Genomic DNA, 3,548 nt, shown 5'->3' with positions numbered 1-3,548 from the left:
ATGCCGAATTGATCGGCGGCGATGCGCAAGGGTTTAGCCATGCGCTGCTGGGAATTTTTGACGCCATCGCCCCGGCGGCGTCGGCAGCCTTGAGCGCGCTTGCGGCGGGTGATCGGGCCACGTTCGAGACTCTGCTGGCTCCCACGGTGCCGCTCTCGCGCCATATCTTCAAAGCGCCGACGCAGTTCTATAAAACCGGCGTTGTCTTCATGGCCTATCTGAACGGGCACCAGGATCATTTCACCATGATCGGCGGGCATCAAAGCGCCCGGTCGCTCGTACATCTCGCTGAATTATTCCGCTTGGCCGACGCCGCCGGGCTTCTGAGCGATCCCGAACGGGCCGCCCGCCGGATGCGGCAGGTTCTGGCCGTTCATGGGGTTGAGGCATAGCCGCCAGGAGAATATCTCCCACGTGCCCCGCCGCGCGCAAATATTATTTCATGTCTTGAAATAAAAGTGGAGCATTGAAGCGCCAAGGGTGGGGCGTTTGCAGAGATTGTTGTAGAGTTTTTGGAAAAAAATTCCAAAAAACTATAATATTGACTCGCTCCAGCCTATTTTGTTATTTTTTATTGGAACGTTCCAATAAATTGGTTACGTCAAGCGTTTAGAAACAAGTTCGAGAAACTCAACAAAACTGTCTTTCGCCAGGAAAGCCAGATAGGGAGACTTTATCATGCGGAAACATCTGCGGGTGGCGCTGCTCACCCTTATGGGAACCACCGTGTTCAGCCCGATGGCGCTTGCTGGCCCAGAAGTGGAAGTGCTGCACTTCTGGACTTCCGGGGGCGAAGCCAAAGCGCTAAAAGTGCTGAAAGACGATCTCACCACCCGGAATGTTGTCTGGAAAGATGCGCCGGTTGCGGGCGGCGGCGGCGGCAACGCCAAAACGGTAATGTTGACCCGCATCAACGCGGGCAATGCGCCAACGGCCATGTTGATGCTCGGCCAAGATATCATCGACTGGTCGCGCGCGCGGATGCTCGGCAATATGAATGATACGGCCCGCGCTGGAAACTGGGATGCGGTTCTGCCCGATGCCGTGAAATCTTTCACCAAGGTTGATGGTGTCTATGTCTCGGTTCCGACCAATATTCACCGGGTGAATATGGTGTGGGCGAATAAGGCGGCGTTCGACAAAATCAACGCCCCAATTCCGAAAACTTGGGAAGAGTTCAACGGGCTGGCCGAAAAATTCAAGGCCGCGGGGATTCTACCTTTGGCCCACGGCGGGCAGCCTTGGCAAGATTTAACCTTGTTCGATTCAGTCGCTTTGGGCGTCGGCGGGCCGGAGTTTTATAGGAAGGCTTTTGTCGAACGCGATTCTGCGGCGCTCAAAGGCCCGGTGATGGTGCAAATCTTCAGCCAGCTTCGCGCCTTGCGCGGTATGGTCGATCCGAACTTCCCAGGGCGCGACTGGAATCTTGCCTCGGCAATGGTCATGCGCGGCGAGGCCGCGATGCAGATTATGGGCGATTGGGCCAAGGGCGAGTTCACTGCCGCCGGAAAACAGCCCGATCAAGATTACCTGTGCTTCCCCACTCCCGGTAGCCAGGGCAGCTTTAGCTATCTTGTGAATAGCTTCTCGATGTTCCGCCAAACCAACCCAGACCGCACAGCGGGCCAGGTAGCACTCGCGGAAGCCACTATGCAGCCCGCCAATCAAGAAGCCTTTAACCTCGCCAAAGGCTCGATGTTGCGCCGACCAAGTTTGATCGCTGCGCGCAGCAAACGATGGCCGATTTCAAAACAGCCATCGGCCAGAACCGCGCCGTGCCAACCGTCGCCTATGGTCACGCCGCCTCAGCCGATGCCACGGCGTCTCTCACCGATATCGTGACCAAATTCTTCAACAGCCAACAATCCGCCGAAGAGGCCGCGCGGGCGGCAGCGAAAGCACTGCTCGACTCCTAGTCAGAACGAGGGGCCTTGCTTGGCGTGAGTCAGGCAAGGCCGAATCGATTGAGTGGCGTACTCTATCCCGCCCGCACAGACGCCAAGAACGTCTCGATCTCGTGGGAGAGGTTACCGCACACCTGCGTAAGCTCGCGCGTATCGTCGAACACGCGGGCGGCCATATCACTGCCGATAGTGGCGGCGGCCCCGACGTGGGCGATGGTTTCGGCAACTTGCCGCGTGCCATCGCCCGCGCCCGCGATGCTGCGGGCGATTTCGCGGGTGGCGGCGTCTTGCTCTTGAATCGCGGCGGCGATGCTGGTGGCGGTGCCGCTGAGGGTGCTGACGATGCCCGACACGTCCGCCAAGGTTTGAACCGCGCTGTGGCTCGCGTTTTGAATGGCCTCGATCAGCGCCGTCACCTGTTCGGTCGCCTCGCCGGTTTGGCTGGCGAGCACGCGCACTTCTTGGGCGACCACGGCAAAGCCTTTCCCAGCATCGCCCGCCCGCGCGGCTTCGATACTGGCGTTGAGCGCCAGCAGATTGGTGCGTCGGGCGATCATCGAAATGAGGCCGACAATATCGCCGATCCGGTCGGTCAGATTGGTGAGGGCTTCCATTGTCTGGCTGGACCGGTGGGTTGCTTGAACGCCTTCTTCGGCCGAGCGGTTGGAGGCGGTAACGTCTGCCGCCATGACCGAGGTGGCGGTGGAAAGCTCTTCGGTGGCCGACGCCACTTCCTGCACGTGGTGCGAGGCGAGCGTTGCGGACTGAACCACCTCCTGTGCGTCAGCCTGGATCTGGCGGCTGCGCGCGTCCATCGCGGCCGCGGAGGCTTCGAGCCGGGCGACGGTTTGTTGCACGCGGGTCACGACTGTACCCATTTGCGCCTCGAACCCATCGGCAAAGGCTAAGGTGGCCCGGCGGCGCTCATCGGCAGCAGCTTGCCGGGCGGCATCGGCCTTGGCGCGCTCTTCGACGAGGGCAACGGCGGTTTCCCGGAAGACGCTGAGGGCGGCGGCCATACGGTCCAACTCGTCGCGGCCTTCGGATTTGGGCAGCAGGGCGGCAAGGTTGCCTTGGCTCAGCGCCTGCATCGCGTCGGTCAGCAGATGCAGCCGCCCGACAATGCGCCGCCGCACGGCATACCAGTAGAGAAGACACGTGAGGGCGAGGCTACTGACGCCGAGTAGTACCAGCAACGTGCGGCTGTTTGAAATCCGCTCGGACACCCGGCTGGAGGCCGCGCGCATCGCGTCGCGCGCGGTGCCAACGATTCCGCCAACCTGGGCGACCAGATGCCCTGCGGTATCACTTACACCGCTTGCCAGCACATCGGTTTGGCTGCGGGCAAGAAGTTCGGCGTGGCGTTGCTGAAACACCCCATCGGGGCCGGTTCCGGCGGCCACCATGGTTTCGATAGCGGGGGTCATCACGCTATCCAGCGCCGGGCCGAGGGTTGAAACCAAGCCGGTGACCTGGTGGGCCGCGCTGAGAAAACGGGCTTCTAAGGCGCGCATCTGATCGAGTGTTGCTGCCCCGTCGCCCGCCGCGATCAAGCCTGCGATGAGGTTGATTTCGGCGCTGAGTTCCAGATAAGCCCGCACTTGTCCCACATCGGTGCGAATGAGGGTTTCGATGCGTTTATTG

At 60.7% G+C, this 3,548-nt stretch carries 3 protein-coding genes; 2 read left to right on the top strand and 1 reads right to left on the bottom strand.

Annotated elements, in window-relative coordinates; translation table 11 throughout:
* Together ACIQ36_RS19325 and ACIQ36_RS19320 are read left to right on the top strand one after the other, a co-directional pair.
* Positions 1-392, top strand: a 392-nt coding sequence (locus ACIQ36_RS19325; RefSeq protein WP_395832399.1) for a DUF993 family protein, incomplete at its 5' end; no start/stop codon positions are given.
* Between the two features lie 286 nt (positions 393-678).
* Positions 679-1,842 (top strand): ABC transporter substrate-binding protein, encoded by a 1,164-nt coding sequence (locus tag ACIQ36_RS19320; RefSeq protein ID WP_395832397.1) that lies wholly within the window; start codon positions 679-681, stop codon positions 1,840-1,842.
* A 136-nt stretch (positions 1,843-1,978) separates the two neighbouring features.
* Here ACIQ36_RS19320 and ACIQ36_RS19315 read toward each other — a convergent pair.
* Positions 1,979-3,548 (bottom strand): methyl-accepting chemotaxis protein (locus tag ACIQ36_RS19315; RefSeq protein WP_395832395.1); only part of this gene is annotated, 1,570 nt, incomplete at its 5' end.

The organism is Elstera sp., assembly GCF_044372965.1.
In the GTDB taxonomy this organism is placed as follows: Bacteria; Pseudomonadota; Alphaproteobacteria; order Elsterales; family Elsteraceae; genus Elstera.
The sequence above is the reverse complement of the archived record's forward strand: the minus strand, read 5'-3'. Positions and strand labels throughout refer to the sequence as shown.

What these genes read in the sequence shown, in the direction of transcription:
- ACIQ36_RS19320 (WP_395832397.1), top strand. Translation starts at nt 679, where the DNA reads ATGCGGAAACATCTGCGGGTGGCGCTGCTCACCCTTATGGGAACCACC.